This window comes from Candidatus Competibacteraceae bacterium (assembly GCA_016713505.1).
Lineage (GTDB): Bacteria > Pseudomonadota > Gammaproteobacteria > Competibacterales > Competibacteraceae > Competibacter_A.
This window is the reverse complement of sequence record JADJPA010000001.1, coordinates 607,563-626,914: the sequence shown is the minus strand read 5'-3', so window position 1 is coordinate 626,914 and position 19,352 is coordinate 607,563. Positions and strand designations below refer to the sequence as shown.

Below are 19,352 nucleotides of genomic sequence, written 5' to 3'. Positions count from 1 at the left end.
CATGCGCATTCCAGGCTATCAAATCGAGCGCGAATTGGGCCAGGGCGGCATGGCGATCGTTTACCTCGCCATTCAGGAATCCCTGAACCGCCATGTCGCGCTGAAAATCATCAAGCCCATCCTGACCACCGATGAAGAATTCGCTCACCGGTTCCTGCGGGAGGGGCGCATCATCGCGCAACTGAACGACGCCCACATCATCACCGTTTACGACATCGGCTCGCACGACAACATTTATTATCTGTCGATGGAGTATCTGCCGGGCGGCACGCTGCAACAGCGCATCCGCGACGGCTTGGCGTTGAAAGACGCCCTGTCGATCACCCGCGCCATCGCCAGCGCCCTCCAGTACGCGCACGGCCGCAACATCATCCACCGCGACATCAAGCCTCAAAACATCCTGTTTCGCGAAAACGGCAGCCCGGTGCTGACCGACTTCGGCATCGCCAAGACGCTCGGCGGCAGCACCGTCATGACCCGCACCGGACTGTCCATCGGCACGCCCCGTTATATGAGCCCGGAGCAGATTCGCGGTCAGACCGTGGACGCCCGCGCCGATCTCTACAGCCTGGGCGTGCTGTTCCATGAAATGCTCACCGGCAACGTGCCTTACACGGCCGAGGACAGCTTCGCGCTGGCGATGATGCACGTCACCGCGCCCGTCCCGGAACTGCTGGCCGACCTGGCGCGCTTTCAACCCTTATTGAACAAGCTCCTGGAAAAAGAGCCCGCCCAACGCTTGCAAAACGGCAACGACATCATCGCCGCGCTGGATGCCATCGAATCCCCCGCCAACAGTTGGACGGGATCTCAAGAAACGCTGGTGCCGTTGATAAAACCGGATACCGCCTCAAGACACGGCCCCGGCTGGAAAATCGGCCTGCCCTTGGCGGCCATAGCCTTGGCCGGCGCGGTGCTCGCGGGCGGTTACCTGATTCTGAACCAGCCGACCGAGCCCTCGGTGACCCTTGCGCCGCCTGTCGCTGAAAAGACGCCGGCCGGCGATCCCGCCACGCAACGGCGGACCGAAGCCGATCAGCTACTCGCGCAAGCCAGCGAGCAACAGCGGGCCGGCGCGCTGGGCGATAGCCTGGCCCGAATCGAGCAAGGCTTGCGGCTCGCGCCCGATCATGCCGGCCTGTTGGCGCTACGCGAGCGGGTCAACGGCCAAATCGGCGAGGAAGAACGGAACCGGCAGGCCAGGGACCAACAGCGGCAAGCCGTGTTACAAGCCGAGCAATTCCTGGAACGGGCCCAACAGGCTCGCCAGGAAGGCGCGCTGGACGTGAGTTTGGTGCACATCGAGCAGGGGCTGCAAGCCATGCCCGACCACGCGGCGCTGCTGACCCTGAAAAAAGCCATTCTGGTCCAACAGGCCGAACGCCAGCGCCAGGAGAAAACCGCGCGCTTGCAAATGGAAGCCGCCGAGCAACGGCAAAAAGCCGAGGCCGAACGGTTGAAAGTCGAAGCCGAACGGCAGAGAACGGAAATCGAGCGGCAGAGAGCGGAAGTCGAGCGCCAAAGAGCCGAGGCCGAACGCTTGCGCGCCGAAAACGAACAACGCCGGCGCAAAGCCGATGAGTTCCTCAGGCGGGCGCTCGGCCAACAGCGCGATCACGCCTACGAAGCCAGCCTGGCGCAAATCGAGCAAGGCTTACAACAAGCTCCCGATCATTCTCGGCTGCTGGCATTGCGCGACGAGGTTCGCCGCCAATTACGCGAAGCCAAGGAGGCCCCGCCGCCCGCGCCGGTCGTCACCCCTCCCCCGAATGACGCCACCCGACTGGCGACGCTGCTCAAAAAGTGCGCCGCTCACCTCAAGGCCAACCGGCTGACTTCAGGTCGGGGTGGCAACGCCGCCGACTGCTACCACGAAGCGCTCAGGCTCGATGAGGGCAACGGCGAGGCATCGGCCGGTCTCACCCGCGTCGCCGACCGCTACGCCGACGAAGCGGACGCCGCGTTGCGGCGGAAAAATAATAAGGCCACGCGGGCGGCGCTCGACAAGCTGGCGGAATTGAACCCGGCTGATGCTCGCTTGCCCGACTTGCGCGAACGGCTGGATCAAGCCAACATCACCGCCAAACCGGCAGCGCCGCCGCTTCTGGAACAATCCCTTAACCCCACCCCAAGCGTGGCCTCGGAACCGCCCCCGGCAGCGGAAAAACCCGTTTCTCCCGCCCCGGTCGCCTCTCCCGAACCGCCGCCTGGACCCTCGAACCGAGCGCGCGACCCGGCGACGTCACCGATCGAACTGGTCTCGCTGACACCCACCCTAACGTCTCCGGCCAAGCCCGTCGATCAACCTGCCTTGCCTCAGCCTCCCTCAACGCGTCGTCCGAACGCACCGTCCGAACGCGCGCCGAAACCGGAAATGCCGCCGATCGAGCTGGTCTCGCCCGCGTCACCGGCGACGCAACCACCGACCAAAGCCCCCGACACGCAAATCATCGCGCAAGACCGCCACACTCGAATCTCCAGAACGGAAACGGACCAAGAAGTCAGTATGCTGGTGACCGTCTCTCCGCAAGGCACCCTGAGCGACCAGCCGTCCGCGACCCCGGATTCTGCCCAGAAACCGACCACCGCCGCTCAAGCCTGGGCCGCCGTCAAGGATAGCAGCGACCCCGCCGAACTCGAACGGTTTCTGACGGCTTATCCTAAAACCCGTCAAGCGTCGGCCGCTCGCGCCAAACTCAATCAGCTCAAAAAGCAGCCGGCGCCACCCGCTCGATTGGCGGTTCGGGCCGATGTCGAAGACGCGCAAGTCACGGTCAACGGCCGCAACATCGGCACGACTCCCGTGGAAGTGGAAGTCAAACCCGGCTCCTACAAGGTGCGAGTCAGCCTGGAAGGCTACCAGGACTGGAACGGCAAGGTCGACTTGGCGGCGGGCGATGACAGCACCTTATCCGCCGCTTTACCCAAAAAGTTGGCGGCGGTTACCGCGCCGGCCACCGCACGACAGCGGACGGCGGAACCGAAACCACAACCGGAACCGGAATCCGAGCCGGAAACCGATGACCTCGAAAAACCGGCCGTCACTCGAAACCCGGCTCCGGCTCCGACTCCGGCTCCTACCTCTGCCCGAGAACCAGCCACCAAAGCCGCTCAAGGTTCAAGCTGCCTGCGCGGCAACTGCCAGAACGGCCAGGGCACCTACCACCATCCGGACGGCAGCGAGTATTCAGGAGAATTTCGCAACGCCAAGATGCACGGTCAAGGGACTTATACCTATGCCGGCCGGGGCGAAAAATATGTGGGCGAGTGGCGTAACGGCGTCATCAACGGCCAAGGCACCTACTATTACCGCACCGGCAACCGCTATCAAGGCGACTGGCGCAACGGCCGCAAGAATGGCCAAGGGACGTATTTCTATGCGGGAGGGGAAAAATACGTCGGTGAGTTCGAAAACGATCAACCCAACGGTCAAGGCGTCTATTATTACCGAAATGGCGACCGCTACGAAGGAGAATGGCAAAACGGCCGCAAGGACGGTCAGGGTGTACTTTACGAAGATGGCAAGCGGCTTGTTGGGGAGTGGCGCAACGATCAGAAAGTGCGGATCGTGGTGGAACGGTAATTGACCGAGCGGGTGCGCCGAAACGCCTACCTCACATCGACTTCGTGTTTGTTGAGTCCGAGACCCGTTGAACGGCGGGTCTAGCCCACCGCCGTTCAACGTTTGGTCGCTCGCTCCAGAGGAGCCCAATCACGTTAACAAGAGGGATGGAGCGCGACATGCGCTGGGGTTTTCAACCAATGACCGGGTACGAAATCAGCGTTGTGTTCTTCCAAACACCGCACCGAGTAAAGCTGAGTACCCTTGATGGGCGTATCGCCACCGTAGCCACTACAGTACTTACCTCCACTCGAATTTACACACTGAATTGAACCTCGATAAGGGCATGTGTATTTATCAACCGGCACCAATCCTTCGCTACCCACACGCCTGGCCTTTACTGGCCGGGTGATTTCGCCTTTCATTATCGTTTTCCTCGCTTGGTGGTCAGCGCCCGCGCCGTTCTGCCTCCCTAAATGTCGAACGGTAAATTTGTTAATTTTTTCCATATTATTACAGCTTGTTAAACCGATCCTAGAAGGTTCATATTAAAGTTTGGAGCCTTAGAGTAAATAAGGAGATTTGTGAGTGCTATAAAGGTTTTCCCCTAGATGGCTTCACTGCGGTCCTTGCAAGATTTCTAGCCGTACGAACGAGCAGCGCTACTCCAGCGGAAGCCAACTTAAAATAATTTGAAAATGATGTCAATAAAAAGTATCAATTTTAGGGTTTTTACCATTTCGATTGGTGTACTGACTTGCCTAGTCACCCTGATTGGTTTGCTGGGTCGATTCTGGTGGGGTTTCGAGCTGGTGACCCATTTTCGAGTCCAGTATGTCGTCGTGCTCGTCTGCTGTGCTTTGCTGTTGTTGGCCGGACGCCGCAGGGGCTGGGCGGCGGGCTTCGCGGTGATCGCGCTGCTTAACGCAACGCTGGGCGCGCCGAGCTTTACCAAACCAGCCGAAACACCGGCCATCCATGACAAGACCCTGTTACGGGCATTGCTGGCCAACGTCAATTCGGCCAACCGCGATTATCAACGCATTCACGACACCCTCATCGACTGGAACCCCGATTTCGTGGTGCTGTTGGAAGTTACCCCTTGGCTGATGAGCCGTTTGACCGATCTGGCCGACCGTTACCCTTATCACACCGCCGCACCGCGCGAGGACAATTTCGGGATCGCGCTGCTGAGCCGACGTCCGTTCCTGCAAGCCAACGTCGTTGGCTTCGGCCCGGCGGGGCTGCCTTCGATTGCCGCCGAGTTCGAAATCGACCGGCATCGCTTGGTGATCGTGGGCACTCATCCGCTGCCCCCCATCGGTGCTATTCGAGCGTGGAGCCGCAACGAACAATTGCTGAAACTGGCCGAATTTGCTCGACAAACACCACACCCCTTGTTGCTGCTGGGCGATTTGAACCTCACCCCCTGGTCACCTTATTTCGAGCGCTTGCTCGCGGGTTCAGGATTGCGCGACAGCAGGGATGGGCGCGGCCTTTTTCCAACCTGGCCGGTCGGCTGGCCACCGCTGTGGATTCCCATCGATCACGCTTTGTTCTCGACCGGAATCAGCATCCGGCAACGCCAAACCGGACCCGCTCTCGGCTCCGACCACTATCCGGTCATTGTCGATTTCCAGGTCGTCGGGTCATAATTTCCACTGACCGCCACTCCTTACCCCTTATCCTCCGTCGATCCGAGGTTACGCCATGCCGTTGACGCCAATCCCTCAGTCCGCTGCTGAACCTGTTGCGGTCGAGTCACCACCCGATCCATCCAGGCGAACCTTTTTGGCGGGGCTGGGCGCCCTGTCCGCAACGGCCGTTTTTGGCAGCCTGCCACGGGACGCGGCGGCCCAATGGAACAGTGGAGCGCCGCCCGATGATCCGAACCGGTATAACCGCCCGCCGGAATATGATTATTCGAGAGGATACAACCGTCCGCCGGGCTATAACACCTACCCCGGCTGGCAGAATCGCAAGAGCGAGCCCGCGCGCCCGCTTGATGACCCATACCCCACAACCCCGATCCCCAGCGGCCTCAACCCGACCATCCAACGCTATATCACCCTGCAACGTCAGGCCGGACGGTTGGCGGCCAACGAGAGCAGCGCCTGGCTGGTGCAAGACTTCACGACCAACCGCTATCTAGCCACGCTCAACGCCGACATGGCCTATCAGAGCGCCAGCATGATCAAGCCCTTCGTCGCACTGGCCTTTTTTTACAAGGTGCAAGATGGCGAGCTTGAATACAGCCCCTTCCAGCGCCACCGGATGGAAGCGATGATTCAATACAGCAACAATCACGCGACCAACTATTTTATCGAGTTGCTCAATCGTACCAGCGGCCGTTCTGGACCGGCCGAAGTGGAGCACACGCTCAAACTGCGCCATCCCGGACTTTTCCGCCACACCCAAGTTCTCGAAAATATCCCCAGAGGAGGACGCTCTTATCGAAACAGAGCGTCAGCCTTGGACTACAGCCGGTTTCTCCAAGCGCTCTGGTACAACCAGCTCCCCTATTCGGCGGAACTCAAACGGTTGATGAGCTTGCCCAATCGCGACCGTATCTACACCGGCGCGACCGCGGTCTCGCGGGGAACGTGGGTGTTCGACAAGACCGGCACCACCGCTCGGTTGTGCGGCGACATGGGGATCTTGGTCGCGCAAGGTCGCGATGGCCGCCGCTATCCCTATACCTTTATCGGCATCATCGAAAAAGCCCGACCGGCCAGCAACTACACGAGTTGGAAAAATGCGCGCGGCAACATCATTCGAGAGGTATCCAGTCTTGTCTACACCCACATGCAGCAGATGCACGACCTGGTTTGACGAAGCAACGGCATGAGCTACGACTTCGATCGATTACCTAGCCGCCGCAACACCGACAGCCTTAAATGGCAGCGTTACGGCGAGGCGTTGCCACTGTGGGTGGCGGACATGGATTTCGTTTCGCCGGAGCCGGTGCTGGCGGCCTTGCGCGAGCGGGTGGCGCACGGCGTGCTCGGCTACGGCGCGCCGCCGGAGGAGCTGACGGAGGCCATCCAGGCGCGGCTGGCCGATCTTTACCATTGGACGGTGACCCCGGAGCAGATCGTTTATCTACCGGGATTGGTCTGCGGGTTGAATGTGGTCTGCCGGGCAATCGGCGCGCCGGGCGACGCCGTGTTGGTACAGACGCCAGTCTATCCACCGTTTTTGAGCGCGCCGGAACATCAAGGCCGGCACCTGCTCACCGCCCCACTGAACGCCGAAACCCGCGCCGGACGACTTTATTACACCTCCAAGGATGTCACTTTCCCCGCGGCCCTCACGCCCCGCACTCGGTTGTTCATGCTCTGTCACCCCCACAATCCGGTCGGGCGGGCGTTCGGTGTAGCGGAGCTAACACGCTTGGCGGATCTCTGCAATCGGCACGATCTGACTGTGTGTTCGGACGAGATTCATTGCGATTTGCTGCTGGACGGTCGAAAACACGTTCCCTTTGCAACCCTGTCGCCGGAGATTGCCCAGCGCTGCATCACTCTGATGGCCCCCAGCAAGACCTTCAACATCGCCGGCCTCGGGGCTAGTTTCGCGATCATTCAAAACCCCGAATTGCGACAGCAGTTCAAACGGGCGATGCGCGGCATCGTGCCGGACGCGAATATTCTGTCCTTGAGCGCCGCGCTGGCCGCTTACCGGCATGGCGGCGACTGGCTGCGGGAGCTGCTGGTTTACCTGACCGCCAACCGGGATTACGTGGTGGATTATGTGGCCCGACATCTACCCGGCGTCCGCGCCACCGTCCCGGAAGCGACTTATTTGATCTGGCTGGATTGTCGGGAAGCGAGGCTTTCCGGCAATCCGCAGCAGTTTTTCCTCAAGCACGCGGGCGTAGCGTTGAACGACGGGGCCACCTTCGGGCCGGACGGCAAAGGCTTCGTGCGGCTGAACTTCGGCTGTCCGCGCGCCACGCTCGCCGAAGGGCTGGAGCGAATGCGGGCGGCGCTCGCCAAAAATTCCTAAATTGCCAATTCCTTATAGATCGTAGCCGCGCTCCTCGTGCAGCGCGATATCCAGTCCGCCGATTTCCTCTTCCCGCCCTACCCGCAGCCCGACCAGACGCTGCACCAGCTTGAGCACGCCGTAGGTTATAGCCGCCGTATAGACGACGGCCACAATGACGGCAATGAGCTGGACGCCAAGCTGCTGCCCCATGCTGGTAATGCCCGCGCCAAAGCCCTGGCCTTTGAACAAACCGAGATCGGTGGATGCGAACACGCCGGCGGCCAGCGTCCCCAGCATCCCACCCACGCCATGCACCGGAAACACGTCCAGGGAATCGTCGATCTTGAGGATGCGCTTGACGTATTGGGTGGCGTGGAAACAGACGATACCGGCCACCGTACCGATGATCACGCCACCCGCCGGTCCGACATAGCCCGAGGCCGGGGTGATGGTGCCAAGGCCGGCCACCATGCCGGTCACGATACCGAGCGCGCTGGGTTTGCCGAACTTCAGCCATTCCATCGTCATCCAGGCGAAAGCCCCGGCGGCGGCGGAAAGGTGCGTCGCCAGCAGCGCCATGCCGGCGTTGCCGTTGGCCGCCAGCGCGCTGCCGGCATTGAAACCGAACCAACCCACCCACAACATCCCCGCGCCGGTCACCGCCATCGTCATATTGTGAGGCAGCATGGCCGTGGTCGGAAAACCGTGACGTCCGCCCAGCACCAAAGCCGCAACGAGCGCGGCCACGCCGGCGGTGATGTGGACTACGATGCCGCCGGCGAAATCCAGTACCCCCAGCTTGCTCAACCAGCCTCCGCCCCATACCCAATGCGCCACCGGCGCATACACCAGCGTCAGCCACAAGCCGCTGAACAGCAACATGGCGGAGAACTTCATCCGCTCCGCGAACGCGCCGACCACCAACGCCGGGGTGATGATGGCGAAAGTCAGTTGGAACATGGCAAACACCGTTTCCGGGATATCGCCGGTCAAGGAGTTTTCCTCGACACCCATCATGAACAGCTTGCCGAAATCACCGATCAAGTCGTTGCCGGTTCCAAACGCCAAGCTGTAGGCGTAGCTAAACCACAGCAGCGAAACCAGACAGGTGATGGCGAAACATTGCATGAGCACGGACAACACGTTCTTGGTGCGCACCAGCCCGCCGTAGAATAAGGACAAGCCCGGCAAAGTCATGAACAGCACCAAGGCCGTGGAAGTGAGAATCCAGGCCGTGTTACCCGGATTGGGTGCGGTGGCGGCTTGCGCCCAGGACGCCGCGGGGACCAAAACGGCCGATAACATCAATACAAGCTGGAGCGGCAGCCGGAGATTGATCTGACTCATGATTCAATAGCTCTTTTCGTTTGGCGCGGTCTGAGAGGAGTTGCCCCAATCGGGGTCGAAATCGGGCTGATCCCGGATTAAGTCGGGGCGAAAGAGCAATTTTCGCGCCGACCAAAAAAGAATTTATGAATCAGTATTATAAATTATAATAAATCTCACAGACTCGAAGTTTTTGCACCAATCAAGTGCATCAAGAAATCGCAAGCACCATCATCGTGCAATGCGGTCATTTCCAAAGATAAAGGGACGAGCCGCATGGCCGAGCGCGCAACGCGTTTTGCGGGCTATCACTCACGCAGCAATTCAGCACTGCTGCGATAGCCTTTTGTGATCGTTGTACTATAATTTTTCACAGGATACCGCTGCTGCCCTAGCACGGTGAAACTTCAATTCAAACAAACCCCTTGCGATAAGCTCCGCCGAACCATGGCTAACGCCGAAGTTACTTACCTCTACCGCGAATTCATCGCCCCCGCCAACGACAGCGAAACGTGTCTGCTGGATTTACCGCTGGACGGCGCGCGGCCCGACGCCGAAATCAAGGCGACGATCCAACGGCCGGATTTAGTCCGCGACGGCCTGCTGGTCTTGGGCGAGGTATTGCGCAGCGACCTACGCCATCAAGCGCAAGATCGGGCGGATTATCTGGCCTATCTGCTCAAGCAGGGCAAACGGGCGAATCAGGCGGTGTGGGACGCGCAAAAAGCCTTTCTCGCCGCCAAGCACGGCGAGGCCACCCAGCAGGAAGCGCCGCTCGATCCGCTGTTTAACGTCAGCACCGACGGAATCAGCGTCGAAGTTTTTTCCCGCGATGAATCCACTTACGCCACCCTCCACCTCAAAGCCGGACGCGCCTATCAGGCGGAATCGTTCGCGGCGGGGACTTCGCATCTGCGCTTTACGCCGCCGTTGCTCGAAACGCTGGCGCGCGTGCGCTCCTATCGACCGCTGACCTTGCACGGTCGGCCTTCAGCCAGCGGTGAGGCCAAAGCCGTGCGAGTACCGTATCGTTGGCTGAGGGCGTTCGGACAGGTGCAGGCGGCCTCGACTCTGCCCGCCGAGCGGGTGCGGCTCACGCCAGTCGATCTCTATAACGTGTTGCTCAGCTTGCGGCTGCGCAAGGCCAAGACCGCGCCGCGCGCCTTGCGTTACGAACTGGCGCCCGGCCAAGCGCCCCGCTTGGTGTTGGAACCCTGGGAACACGTCTTGCCGGCCCGCGGCCAACCGTATCAGGGCAGCGTTCCGCAGGTGGTGCGCACCTGGGGCCGGCAACGGTTGAGCCTGCTCGGTCGCCTGCTGCCGCATACCCAGGGGATAACCGTCCATTTGCTGGGCGCGGGCTTGCCTGCGTTCTACGTGCTGGATTTGGGAGCCGCCACCTTGACGCTGGCCTTGAGCGGCTGGACCGACAGCGGCTGGGCGGGCATCGCCACCTTCGATTTGTTCGCGCCCGGCGGCACCGACGAGGTGCTGGGCAAGCGTTTGGTCAAACAATTGGCGGAACAGCCGCAAACGCTGGATGCCTTGAGCGAGACCTTGCGCCAACCGCGCCAGACCGTCCGCCAAGCACTCTTGGGCGAATTGCTGAAAGGTGCGGTCGTTCACGACATCGGCACGGGAGTGTTCCAGCATCGGCCGCTGACCGCGCAGCCGTTGGATGTGGAGCGGTTGCGCTACCGCGACGCCCGCGAGGAACAGGCGCATCGGCTGTTGGCGGTCGCCGAACAAGTGCAACTGACCCGCATCCACGATCTCGGTCTGGACGGCACCGCGATTGACGGCGAGGTGCAAGACCGGCAGGCGCACCGTCAGTACCAAACCTCGTTCACCTTGGATCGGGAAGGCCGCACGGTCAAGGCCAGTTGCACCTGCCACGACTTCCGCCGCGCCGGTTTGAAGCAAGGCCCCTGCCCGCACATGATCGCGCTACGCCTGCGCTACGCCCGCGAGCAGGCGGCGCTGGAACAGGCGCGGGAAACGCCGGAAGGCCGCAAGTTGATTCGGGCCGAGACGCGGACCCTGACCCGCCGCCAGGGCGAGCACGTGCTGAGCTATCGGATTTCGCTGGACGAGCGGCAAATCGTGCTGCGCTGGGGCAACGACCCTCAAGCCTTGCGCCAGCAGCGATTGTTGTTCAATCGCGCCGAGGAAGCCCGCGATGCCTATTTCGCTCGACTCGACGGTCTGGCGAAACAGGGGTTTATTGATGCCAGTCTGGCCTGATGAGTTGAGGAGTTCGTTATTTTTAGGAGTTCAATACATTTTCAAGACCTTATTTTTCCCAAAATCAACGTGTGCCGCGCATATCAAGGTTTCCTTTGGATGAGGGAGTTGTGATTTCAATAAAGCGAGGAATGACTCAGTGTTCGAGTTCTTATTTGGCAAGCGCAAGGTTGCGGAATCTCAAGCAAAGAAAAATTTCTCTTTTCCCGATAGCGTCATGCTGGACAACGTTCAACTAGCCCGCAACGGCGAGGGCGTTCGCAAACGCTTCGGCATGGAAATTTATGAAATGGCGCTCTATCTCAGTAGTGCGACCACCGATGCCAGGCAAGCCATCGCCCTACCCGGCCCGAAGCAACTGCGCTTCGTGGCGAAGCGTCGGTTAGTCGGAGGTATGCTCGGAACCGCGTTATTGAATGGTATGCGTAAAAATCTTCCGGTCGGTCAGGAAGCCTTTTATCTGCCTTACATCGGAGAAATCGTTAAGATTTTCAAAACCGAACCGGACATTAGAGAGGGTCAGACCTTCCGCATCGATTTGTTGCCAGATCGCGGAACCCATTTCTATATCGCCGACCAACTCAAGGGCAAGCCGATCCAAGCCTCGGGCTTTAATGAGGCCGTGCTCGCAATCTGGCTCGGCCGGCGTCCGGTCGACGCCGATCTAAAGCGAAATCTGCTGGCCGGCGTGGCAAAATAGCGTAACTTAATTACAATTAATTGATTATTAAAAATAAATCATATAAAGCAGGCTAATATAGACCAACTGCCATTGGAATCATTTTTTAAATTCAAATATCACGCCTTCCATTCACAACCACTTTGACAAGGGAGCGAAAAGTCCGTAGCGTAATGAAGACTGGAGCGTGAGGCGTTCCACCTTTAGCCTTATGGGCGGCGTTGCGCCGCCTTGGAATTCCAACGCCACACACGCCACAAGGTAGGCTGTTCTTGGCCCGCTTCGACCGTAGACGTGCCGGTAGCACGGCGGAGCTGGGCCAACCACGCCACCGCGGTTTCCGCCATGCTACCGGCACGTCTACGGTCGGCGGGCCGGTGAGCCTACCGTGTCCCTTGTGAGAAGTAGCGGTTTTACGTCCTCACGCTCCAGTCCTCATTACGCTCGGTCTGCATACGGCATGAGCGAAACACCCCCCACCTGGGACAACATCGCCCAAGTCGGCGATATCGAACGCTGGGTCGTCGCCCAGTTGCGGCAGCGCGGTTTGCTGGACGAAGCCGCCGATCCCGCCAAACTGTCCGGCGCGGCCCTGCATCAGTTCAAAGCCCGCCGCGAGGAAGAACGCCGCGTCCGCAAGCGGTTGCGCCAGCAGGCATGGGCGGCGTATCGCCAGGCGCATCTGGTGCATCTCGGCGCGGACGTATTCCACCACGACACGCCCGACCAAGACCGCTACGACCTGCCTGATCCCGAAACCCGCCGCGAAACCAACGGCCTGCCGGAAATTAAGGACGCCAAAGCCTTGGCCAAGGCGCTGGAACTCACCATGCCGCAACTGCGCTGGCTGGCGTTTCAGCGTGAAGTCGATACCGGCAGCCATTACCAGTATTGGACGATCCCCAAGCGCGACGGCGGCCAGCGGCTGATCAGTTCGCCCAAGCCGACCCTGAAGAAAACCCAGCGTTGGATTCTGCGCCAGATCGCCGAGCGGCTGCCGGTGCACGGCGCGGCCCACGGCTTTTTGCCGGGACGCAGCGTCTACAGCAACGCCGCCGTTCACGCCGGGGCGCGGCAGATCATCAAATTCGACATCCGCCATTTCTACCCGACCGTCACTTGGCGGCGGGTCAAGGGGCTGTTTCGCAAAGGCGGTTACGGCGAGCAGGTCGCCACCGTGCTGGCGTTGCTCTGTACCGAAGCGCCGCGCGAACTGCTGGAACTGGAGGGGAAACCGTATCACGTCGCCAGCGGTCCGCGCGCCCTGCCGCAAGGCGCGCCGACCAGCCCGGCGCTCAGCAACACCGTCTGCCTGCGCCTTGATTGCCGTCTGTCCGGCCTCACCCAAAAACTGGGCTTTCGCTACACCCGCTACGCCGACGATCTGACCTTTTCCTGGCACGCGCTCGAACCACCGCCGCTGGGCCGTCTGCTGCGCGGCGTTCATTTGATTTTGAAGGCGGAGGGCTTCATTCCCCACCCGGATAAAACCCGCGTGCTGCGGCACGGTCGCCGTCAGACCGTGACCGGTCTGGTGGTCAACGCCGCGCCGCCGGATTGCAGCCCGGCCCGCATCCCGCGTAACAAAATCCGGGAACTGCGCGCCGCCCTGCACAACCGCTTAAACGGCAAGCCCGGCAAGGAAGGCGAAAGTCTGGCGCAACTGCGCGGCTGGGTGGCCTATCTGCACATGACCGACCCGGAAAAGGCCAAGCCCTTTCTGGCGCAACTCAAACAACTGGAGGCGCGAGGCGCGGATGAGTGAGTGGACTGTTTCCCTGATCTTTCAGGATGATAAATCCAATAAATTCTGGCGCGCGCGCTGCATCGGCAACAATCTGGAAGTCAACTTCGGCCGGGTCGGCACGCAGGGCCAAAGTCAGAGCAAGCGTTACGAATCGCCGGAAGACGCCGCCGGCGAACTGCAAAAGCAGGCGCGGGAAAAATATAAAAAAGGCTACGTGGACGGCGATGGCGGGCCAAACGCATCCGCCGCTACCCCCGTTGCCACTGAGTCCGCTGCCGCCGCACCCGCCGCCTCGCAATGCGCCCTGACGCTGACCATCGGCGAACGGCGACTGGAACTGCGCCTGAGCGTGGACGGCAACGCCGTGCATACCCACAGCGTCGAACACTACCCCAATTCCGAAGCCGCCGAAGCCGCGTTCGCCCAGATTCGGGCGGCGCTGGAAGCCGACGGCTACCGGCCGCAATAGGCGATCCGCATGGCTGACGACCGCTCGATTTTGTTCGCCGATCTGGAACACGCCGCCGCCCGGCGCGATCCGCAATTCGTGGCGTGGACGCTGGAGTTTCTCGCCCAGCCCGACCCGCCCGCCGGTCAGCCGGAAGACCCGCCGGACGATTATCAACCGCAACCGTTGTCGCCGGATGCGTGGTCGCTGGAGCGCCTGCGCAACACCCTGAACCCGCAAAACCAACCCGGCAAAACCGCCGAGGAGCGGCAGGCGCAACGGGCCGGAGCCTGGGCCGCTTTGCTGGCCGCGCCCAATCCACCGCCGCGTCTGAAACTCGGCCAACTGCTGCTGAATTTGTACACGGCGGATGACGAACCCGCCCGCGCCCTGCTACTCAAACTGATCCCGCAACTTCCGGCCCAAGCCCTCGGCTGGGGCATCTGGCAGGGTTTTAAGAGCATCTACAAACAGGCCGAACAGCGGCACGATCTCGCCATGCTCGGCGTGCTGTGCTTTCGGTTGGACGTGCAACCGGTCACCGGCAGCCGCGAGATTTCGCGCGGCACCTGGCTGTATATGCGCCGCCGCGCTTGGCGTTATCTGCGGCAACTCGGTCAAGCGCTGCCGGAACTGTATCCGGTATTCGCCGGGCAGGTGCTGCGGCACTATCCCGATTCGCAACCGCTGCATCCATGCTGGATTCTCAATCAAATCTGGCGACATAAAGACTTGATCGGCCAGACCGATCAGGGCATCGTCGGCCGTTACGGCTTGCCGGACAAGCTGGAACAACGCGCCTTCGACGACGCCTGGAAAATCAGCCCCGCGCCGCTGCTGCGCCTGTTGGAAGACGCCCGCAACGCGCAGGTCTGCACCTTCGCCATCCGCAGTCTGGAGCAGGATTTCGGCGACGCCCTGCGCCACGTCGAACCGGCTTGGCTATCCCGAATCGGCGCGAAACAACTCGCCATCGTCGATGAATTTGTCCTCAAACTGCTGCGCGACAATCCCGAATTCCATCAATCCAAATTGAAAGCGCTCGGTCTGCACGAGATGGTGCTGGGACTGCTTTACAGCAACAACAGTCCGGCCCGCCGTTACGCTATCGACTACGCCCGCGCCTATGCCGCCGATTTACCGGTGGCCGAACTGGTCAAGCTGGCGCGGAAGGGCGCGCAGGACGTGCAAACTTTCGCTATCAACCTGCTGGAACAGCGCGCGCCCGCCGATCTGGGGTTGCCGAGCCTGCTGAAGCTGCTGACGCTGCCGGTCAGCGCCACGCTGGCGAAAACCAAACTGCGTCAGGGTTTTAAGCCGTCCGATATCAGCGCCGAGCAGTTCGTCGAGGTCGCGCTCACCGTCAGCGGCGCGCGGTCGGGAACGGCGCTGGATGCGCTGCTCGAATTCTACAAGGATGCCAAGGTTAAAGTGCCCGCCGCCTATTACCGGCAACTGCTGGATGATCCGCGCTGCATCTCTAACGCCCGGCAACGCGCCTTGCGGGCGCTGGCCGATTATCCGGGCCGCGAGATCGGCACCGACTGGGTGCAAAAGGCGCTGCTCGACCCGCAGTTGAACAGCACGGTTTCCAACTGGCTGCGGCAGGGCAAATGGCAGGGCGAGGATTTGGATGTCGAATGGCTGAAAGGGCTGGTCATGCGCCCGGCGCTGCGCCCGCTGGCCTTGCAACTGTTGGGCGATACCCAACGGGTCGCGCCCGGTCGGGTCGGCTTGCCGTGGCTGCTGGCGATGGCCCGTCAGGCCGACCCGACCCTGCATGAATTCGCCCACCGCTATCTGCTGCAAGCGCTTAAACCGCAGAATTTCGCCAGCGGCGAGCGTAGCGGCGTCGAGCATCTGTGGGAACTAGCCACCGGGGCGATCCAGTCGGAGCCGGTACGCCATTTCGCCGCCGCGTATCTGCGAGCGCACCATCCGCAACTGGGACCGAACGATGCCGAAACCCGCGTTTTCCACATCCAGCCCGGCCTGACCGCCGCCGATTATCCGTTGAGCCAGATAAGACCCCTGTTCGACGACCAGCGGCCCGACGTGCGCCGACTGGCGGTCGCCATCGCCCGCGAGGAAGTGCGCCACTGGAACGATCTGGCCTTACTCTATCGACTGGCTGACAGCCCGCACCGCGAACCGCGCGGCTTCGCTATCGAGTGTCTGTTGCGATTAGGCGATACGGCGGTCGAACCCGTTCTGCCGCTGGAATGGCTGCTGCCGGAGCGGGTGTTTCAACTGGCGGAGAGCCGGCATAAGGTGGTGCGCGAAACCGCATTGACCTTGATCCGGCGGCATTACGAGCGACTGGGCGGCGCGACGCGGCTGGCGTGGCTGATGGAAAGCCCTCACCGTGAGGTTGGGCTGTTCACCGTGCGCTTGTTGTGGGAGCAACGACGGCCCCAGCCTCCGTCGGCGGCGGTTCCGCAAACGGTCAGCACGGTAGCGCAACCGGCAGCGGAGTCTTTAGCGGCGCTGGACGAATTGCGGCAATTCCTGCGTAAGACATTGTTCGGCCTGCCGCCCGGTCGGCTGGAACGGCGTGAACTCGACAACAATCAGGCCGCGCCGGATCGACCCTGGCCCGCCAGCGTCGGCAAGCGGCGCTTGATCGAGGCGATCAAGACGCTGGCCTTGAGCGATGCGGCGTTTGCCGAACTGGCGACGCCGGTGTTGGAAGAATTCCGCCATTCCCGTGCCAAAAATGAATGGCAGCATTGCGTCGCCGCGCTGGTGCAGATTCGCAAGACGCATCCGGCGATTCGGGTGGATTTGCCAGTGGGACAGGTGAATGTGAGGGCGAAGGTGGGATGAGGAAATCATGAAGTGATACGAGTTTATCTCGATAATTGTTGTCTACAACGTCATCTCGACAACCAGACGCACCCTCGGATTAGGGTTGAGACAGAGGCATTATTCGCGCTATTAGCAGCGGTCAGCGCAAAGGAAATAGTTCTATTCAGTTCTGAAGCATTGACCTATGAGATTTCGAGTATTCCAGACGAAACGCGAAGAATGGAAACATTTGCTGTTTTATCGCTTGCATCCGAATATTTGCAAGTTACAGATGAGGTTGAGACGCTAGCATTAGCTTTAGAAGATCAAGGTTTGCAAACAATGGATGCTCTCCACTTGGCTTTGGCTTCAACCGCAAAAGCAGATTATTTCTGTACCTGCGATGACAGACTATTACGCAAGGTTCAATCTATCTCTATTTTGGATTGTAAAGTTATAACCCTGCTTAACTCAATTCCAGAGATTGTAAAATGAATATTAATTTTCAACCGCTTTCTGAGATTTCTCATCGAGCAAAAAACGCTTTGATTCAAGAACTAGGCGTTGTTGATACTTTGCGCTTCTTGAATCAATTTCGGGCAGGTAGCGGTGACTATACGGCTGAACGGGAACAGTTATTTAAAGGAAAGTCGGTCAAAAGTGTTATTGCCGAGATCAAGGCCCGAAGAGTCGAAAATGAAGCCAAATAATCAATATCACAAATGGATTGAATGGAGCGAAGAGGACCAAACCTACATTGGCAAGTGTCCAGATTTGATTTCGGGTATTCATGGCGACAATCTAACACAGCTTTATAGTGAGCTATGTGATGTTATCGAGGATGTGATCCAATATTTTATTAAGGAAAATCGAGAACTACCATCACCCAAAATGCGCCCCATGTGGGAAGTATCATAATCTCATTTTAAGTACCTAACCAGAAGTTCTACCAGCTTCTAAGCTGGTAACTCATTGAAAATGTTCAACACAAATACTGGATAATTTAGGGATACTTACTTATATCATGAAAAAGCTCATATTAATTGCAATTATCTTAGGCGTTGGCTGGTATGGGAATTATTGGTACAAGCAACGAAATGAAGAAGTTTTGATACAGCAGACCTCCGAAAATTCAGCCTACAGAAAAACCATAAAATGTATTACCAAGGATGGCAGAATTTTTTATGGAAATGTTCCTGAAGGGACAGTTTGCGTACAGGAAAAACCCATAGAAGGAGCCTTGACAGTCATGCCTTCGCAGGGTTCTGGCAAGGTAGCAACCACAAACTTCAAATGTGATGGTCGAACCCATTGTTCGCAGATGACTTCTTGTGAAGAAGCGACTTTCTTTTTAAGAAACTGCCCTAATGTAAAAATGGATGGAAATAACGATGGAATTCCCTGTGAAAAGCAATGGTGCAGGTGAAAATAAGGTATACGAGAAGATAGGTTGCTGATACCAGAGGCTTCTAGTTGAGCCGAATATATTCAATCAATTACTTTAAACCATTGAGATATATCTTATGATCTCTATAACAGCGCCACAAACAAAAGCAGATTATTTTGCTATCTCGAACACACTATCACTACCTGCAAGATGCCCGTTATTAGATCGATGTGAGCGACGCGCGCATACTATTGCGAGCGCGAATAATTGGCCTTTGGAAAAAGCGGCTGATTTGGTTGGCCTCAAAGAACCGATTATAGAAACGATTGGTGAAGGAGCTGGGCACGTTGGCGGAGATAGCAGCTTTTGTGCCAATGGCCTATGCCCTGAAGTCAATCTATTTGAGACCGGATATGCAATAGGCGCTTTCGCTGGTAGACCCACTACAAAGGGTGAATATGATAAATATCTTGATCCACAATTCAAGATATTGGAAACCGGCCACTATTCACAATGCGCAGAGTATTCAGCTTTTTCTTTTTTATCAAAAAATCAGATTTCCACAGGATATTGCAAATACTATCATCTTGAGAATTACTTATTTGATGAAGTCTCTCCAAATTTTCAGCGCACTAATCAATTAAGTGCATTCGATTTTTTCTGCATCGTTATCTGGAAAGCAAATAGAGCGAAATCAAAAATTGCCAAGAGATTTTTAGATCGAGGTTACTCCAGCCTTGATGATGCAGTCACCACATTAACGCAACAAATCATTAAAGCAGAGTCATCTAAAGAAAAAATGCGGGTATTTTTAGAAGTTTGGAAATTCTATCTGCCTATGGCGTCGGCAATTTTGACTGTACTTTATCCAGAAAAATTCACTGTTTATGATATTCGGGCATGTGATGTTTTGAAAAATTTCCACGGCCTCGATAACAAAACAAAGTTTGAGGAACGATGGAATGGCTATATTGCCTATCGAGCCGCTGTCATAGAAAGCACTCCTAAAAACTTATCCCTGCGCGATAAAGATCGCTGGCTTTGGGGCCAATCATTTGCCAAGCAATTAGAAGAAAATATCCATGATGGTTTCAAAAAACCCAGTCCAGAAAATGATGAACCTGCTTAGCTGATTTAGGTTGTTTAACATTATCCAATTCAATTGAAAGCTATCCAGCAAGG

14 protein-coding genes are annotated in these 19,352 nt (G+C 58.4%); 13 read left to right on the top strand and 1 reads right to left on the bottom strand.

Annotated features, from left to right (window positions below; genetic code table 11):
- The first annotated feature begins 1 nt into the window (after position 1).
- The 4 genes from IPK09_02930 (at position 2) to IPK09_02915 (ending at position 7,570) form a co-directional block, all read left to right on the top strand.
- Complete coding sequence (locus IPK09_02930) at positions 2 to 3,583, top strand: protein kinase (GenBank protein ID MBK7982569.1); 3,582 nt, start codon at positions 2 to 4, stop codon at positions 3,581 to 3,583.
- Positions 3,584 to 4,374: 791 nt separating this feature from the next.
- A complete protein-coding gene (locus tag IPK09_02925; GenBank protein MBK7982568.1) occupies positions 4,375 to 5,217 on the top strand; it encodes an endonuclease/exonuclease/phosphatase family protein in 843 nt (280 codons plus the stop codon).
- A gap of 136 nt (positions 5,218 to 5,353) precedes the next feature.
- Positions 5,354 to 6,394 (top strand): serine hydrolase, encoded by a 1,041-nt coding sequence (locus IPK09_02920; GenBank protein ID MBK7982567.1) that lies wholly within the window; start codon positions 5,354 to 5,356, stop codon positions 6,392 to 6,394.
- Positions 6,395 to 6,406: 12 nt separating this feature from the next.
- Positions 6,407 to 7,570, top strand: coding sequence for a putative C-S lyase (locus tag IPK09_02915; protein MBK7982566.1), 1,164 nt, complete (start codon positions 6,407 to 6,409; stop codon positions 7,568 to 7,570).
- 12 nt (positions 7,571 to 7,582) lie between these two features.
- Here the strand turns inward: IPK09_02915 and IPK09_02910 are convergent, their stop codons facing one another.
- The gene (locus IPK09_02910) at positions 7,583 to 8,899 is read right to left on the bottom strand and encodes an ammonium transporter (protein MBK7982565.1); all 1,317 of its coding nucleotides are present in this window, start codon (positions 8,897 to 8,899) and stop codon (positions 7,583 to 7,585) included.
- Positions 8,900 to 9,325: 426 nt separating this feature from the next.
- Here IPK09_02910 and IPK09_02905 point away from each other — a divergent pair, with 426 nt between their 5' ends.
- The 9 genes from IPK09_02905 to IPK09_02865 all read left to right on the top strand — a co-directional run bounded on the left by IPK09_02905 (position 9,326) and on the right by IPK09_02865 (position 19,299).
- Positions 9,326 to 11,122, top strand: coding sequence for a hypothetical protein (locus IPK09_02905; GenBank protein ID MBK7982564.1), 1,797 nt, complete (start codon positions 9,326 to 9,328; stop codon positions 11,120 to 11,122).
- A 217-nt stretch (positions 11,123 to 11,339) separates the two neighbouring features.
- Entirely contained in the window at positions 11,340 to 11,822 is a 483-nt protein-coding gene (locus tag IPK09_02900) for a chalcone isomerase family protein (GenBank protein MBK7982563.1), read from the top strand.
- A gap of 439 nt (positions 11,823 to 12,261) precedes the next feature.
- Positions 12,262 to 13,566 carry an RNA-directed DNA polymerase gene (locus tag IPK09_02895; GenBank protein MBK7982562.1) on the top strand — a complete coding sequence of 435 codons (1,305 nt, stop codon included), beginning with the start codon at positions 12,262 to 12,264 and terminating at the stop codon, positions 13,564 to 13,566.
- On the top strand, positions 13,559 to 14,017 hold the full coding sequence (locus IPK09_02890) for a WGR domain-containing protein (GenBank protein MBK7982561.1): 459 nt from the start codon (positions 13,559 to 13,561) through the stop codon (positions 14,015 to 14,017). The genes IPK09_02895 and IPK09_02890 overlap by 8 nt, the downstream gene beginning before the upstream one ends.
- 9 nt (positions 14,018 to 14,026) lie before the next feature.
- Entirely contained in the window at positions 14,027 to 16,822 is a 2,796-nt protein-coding gene (locus IPK09_02885) for a hypothetical protein (protein ID MBK7982560.1), read from the top strand.
- 12 nt (positions 16,823 to 16,834) lie between these two features.
- Positions 16,835 to 17,278, top strand: a complete 444-nt coding sequence (locus IPK09_02880) for a PIN domain-containing protein (GenBank protein MBK7982559.1) — start codon at positions 16,835 to 16,837, stop codon at positions 17,276 to 17,278.
- Complete coding sequence (locus tag IPK09_02875; GenBank protein MBK7982558.1) at positions 17,275 to 17,493, top strand: hypothetical protein; 219 nt, start codon at positions 17,275 to 17,277, stop codon at positions 17,491 to 17,493. Before IPK09_02880 ends, IPK09_02875 begins: the two co-directional genes overlap by 4 nt.
- 539 nt (positions 17,494 to 18,032) lie before the next feature.
- Complete coding sequence (locus tag IPK09_02870) at positions 18,033 to 18,209, top strand: excalibur calcium-binding domain-containing protein (protein MBK7982557.1); 177 nt, start codon at positions 18,033 to 18,035, stop codon at positions 18,207 to 18,209.
- Between the two features lie 517 nt (positions 18,210 to 18,726).
- Positions 18,727 to 19,299, top strand: coding sequence for a hypothetical protein (locus IPK09_02865; GenBank protein MBK7982556.1), 573 nt, complete (start codon positions 18,727 to 18,729; stop codon positions 19,297 to 19,299).
- Positions 19,300 to 19,352: the final 53 nt, after the last annotated feature.

Coding starts and splice junctions, on each gene's coding strand:
- IPK09_02930 (MBK7982569.1), top strand. CDS start 2: ATGCGCATTCCAGGCTATCAAATCGAGCGCGAATTGGGCCAGGGCGGC.
- IPK09_02915 (MBK7982566.1), top strand. CDS start 6,407: ATGAGCTACGACTTCGATCGATTACCTAGCCGCCGCAACACCGACAGC.
- IPK09_02910 (MBK7982565.1), bottom strand. CDS start 8,899: ATGAGTCAGATCAATCTCCGGCTGCCGCTCCAGCTTGTATTGATGTTA.
- IPK09_02905 (MBK7982564.1), top strand. CDS start 9,326: ATGGCTAACGCCGAAGTTACTTACCTCTACCGCGAATTCATCGCCCCC.
- IPK09_02900 (MBK7982563.1), top strand. CDS start 11,340: ATGCTGGACAACGTTCAACTAGCCCGCAACGGCGAGGGCGTTCGCAAA.
- IPK09_02895 (MBK7982562.1), top strand. CDS start 12,262: ATGAGCGAAACACCCCCCACCTGGGACAACATCGCCCAAGTCGGCGAT.
- IPK09_02890 (MBK7982561.1), top strand. CDS start 13,559: ATGAGTGAGTGGACTGTTTCCCTGATCTTTCAGGATGATAAATCCAAT.
- IPK09_02885 (MBK7982560.1), top strand. CDS start 14,027: ATGGCTGACGACCGCTCGATTTTGTTCGCCGATCTGGAACACGCCGCC.
- IPK09_02875 (MBK7982558.1), top strand. CDS start 17,275: ATGAATATTAATTTTCAACCGCTTTCTGAGATTTCTCATCGAGCAAAA.
- IPK09_02870 (MBK7982557.1), top strand. CDS start 18,033: ATGCCTTCGCAGGGTTCTGGCAAGGTAGCAACCACAAACTTCAAATGT.